Annotated in this window: 3 protein-coding genes; all 3 read right to left on the reverse strand. The window is 72.0% G+C overall.

The window, feature by feature from the left end; translation table 11 throughout:
• Positions 1-31: 31 nt before the first annotated feature.
• Positions 32-844 (reverse strand): pyrroline-5-carboxylate reductase, encoded by an 813-nt coding sequence (gene proC, locus C1J00_RS42230; protein WP_102914094.1) that lies wholly within the window; start codon positions 842-844, stop codon positions 32-34.
• Between the two features lie 104 nt (positions 845-948).
• A complete protein-coding gene (locus C1J00_RS42235) occupies positions 949-1728 on the reverse strand; it encodes an ABC transporter permease (protein ID WP_102914095.1) in 780 nt (259 codons plus the stop codon).
• Positions 1725-2299 (reverse strand): ABC transporter ATP-binding protein (locus C1J00_RS42240; RefSeq protein WP_102914096.1); only part of this gene is annotated, 575 nt, incomplete at its 5' end. The genes C1J00_RS42235 and C1J00_RS42240, both read right to left, overlap by 4 nt.

The following is a 2299-nucleotide window of genomic DNA, read 5'->3' on the forward strand; positions in this document are numbered from 1 at the left end:
GGGCGGGCGGGAACGGGCCCGCCCCCGGTGGTCAGCCGTTGTTGCCGGAGGCCAGGGCGCGGCTGCGGTCACGGGCGGCTTCGAGCGCGGCGATGAGGGCGGCCCGTACGCCGTGGTTCTCGAGTTCGCGGATGGCGTTGATCGTCGTGCCGGCGGGGGACGTGACGTTCTCGCGGAGCTTGACCGGGTGTTCGCCGCTGTCGCGGAGCATCGTCGCGGCGCCGATGGCGGACTGGACGATGAGGTCGTGGGCCTTGTCGCGGGGCAGGCCGAGGAGGATGCCGGCGTCGGTCATGGCTTCGACCAGGTAGAAGAAGTAGGCCGGGCCGGAGCCGGAGAGGGCGGTGCAGGCGTCCTGCTGGGACTCGGGGACGCGGAGCGTCTTGCCGACGGCGCCGAAGATCTCCTCGGTGTGGGCGAGGTGGTCGGCGGTTGCGTGGGTGCCGGCGGAGATGACGGACATCGCCTCGTCGACCAGGGCGGGGGTGTTGGTCATGACGCGGACGACCGGGGTGCCGGCGGCGAGGCGTTCCTCGAAGTAGGCCGTGGGGATGCCGGCGGCGCCGCTGATGACCAGGCGGTCGGCGGGGACGTGGGGGGCGAGCTCGTCGAGGAGGGTGCCCATGTCCTGCGGTTTCACCGTGAGGATCAGGGTGTCGGCGGTCTTGGCGGCTTCGGCGTTGGTGACCGGGGTGACGCCGTAGCGGGTGCGGAGCTCTTCGGCTCGTTCCTGGCGGCGGGTGGTGACCAGGAGGTCGGACGGGGTCCAGCCGGCGCGGATCACTCCGCTGAGCAGGGCTTCGCCGATCTTGCCGGTGCCGAGGACTGCGACTTTCTGGGTCATGGCGCGGGGTGCCTCCGAAGGGTGCGTCGTCCGGGGTCCATCCTCGCACCGGGGAGTGGGGGACGGCTCGGGTGTCCGCTGGGCGGGATGTCGCGCCGGGGTGGCTACGCCGTCCGGCGCCTGAGGGTCGCCGCGCCCAGGGTCAGGACGAGGAGTGCACAGCCCGCGACGACGATGACGTCCCGGACGAACGTGGCCGTCATGTCCGTGTGGTGCAGGACTTCGTTCATGCCGTCGACGGCGTAGGACATGGGGAGGACGTCGGAGATGGCCTCCAGGGCGGGGTGCATGCTGTCGCGCGGGGTGAACAGGCCGCACAGGAGGAGCTGGGGGAAGATCACCGCCGGCATGAACTGGACCGCCTGGAACTCCGAGGCGGCGAAGGCGGAGACGAAGAGGCCGAGGGCGGTGCCGAGGAGGGCGTCGAGGAGGGCCACCAGGAGGAGGAGCCAGGGGCTGCCGGTGACGTCGAGGCCGAGGAACCACACGGCGAGGCCCGTGGCCAGGGCGGACTGGATGATCGCGAGGGTGCCGAAGGCGAGGGCGTAGCCGGCGATGAGGTCGCCCTTGCCGAGCGGCATGGCGAGGAGGCGTTCGAGGGTGCCGGAGGTGCGTTCGCGCAGGGTGGCGATCGACGTCACCAGGAACATGGTGATCAGGGGAAAGATCCCGAGGAGGGACGCGCCGATGCTGTCGAAGGTGCGGGGGCTGCCGTCGAAGACGTAGCGCAGCAGGAACAGCATCACGCAGGGGATGAGGACCAGCAGCGCGATGGTGCGGGGGTCGTGGGCGAGCTGGCGGAGGACCCGGGCGGCGGTGGCGGTGGTGCGGCAGGCGTTCAGGGCCCTCGGTGGGGTGGCCGTCCTGGTCCGGGTGGTGGTCATCGGGTCGTCTCCTTCGTGCGGGCTGCTGCGTTCGCCTCGTCCACCAGGTGCAGGAAGGCCTGCTCGACCGTGTCGGCGCCGGTGCGGGTGCGCAGGGCGTCGGGGGTGTCTCCCCCGGCCTCCGGCCCTCCGGCCAGGAGTCGGCCCTCGCGCATGAGGAGGAGGCGGTGGCAGCGCTCGGCCTCGTCCATGACGTGGGAGGAGACGAGGAGGGTCGCGCCGCGGCCGGTCGCGATGTCGTGGAAGAGGTTCCACAGGTCGCGGCGCAGCACGGGGTCGAGTCCGACGGTCGGTTCGTCGAGTACGAGGAGTTCGGGGGTGCCGAGGAGGGCGACGGCCAGGGAGACGCGGTTGCGCTGGCCGCCGGAGAGGTTGCCGGCGAGGGCGTCGGCGTGGGTGGTGAGGTCGACGTCGGCTATCGCGCGGGTGACGTTGTCGTCGCGGCGGTCGGCTGCCGGGCGGCCGGGGTCGAGGATCGCGGCGAAGTAGTCGAGGTTCTGGCGGACGGTCAGGTCGTCGTAGACGGACGGGGCCTGGGTGACGTAGCCGATGCGGGTGCGCAGGGTGGGGT

The organism is Streptomyces cahuitamycinicus, from assembly GCF_002891435.1.
Classification (GTDB): Bacteria; Actinomycetota; Actinomycetes; order Streptomycetales; family Streptomycetaceae; genus Streptomyces; species Streptomyces cahuitamycinicus.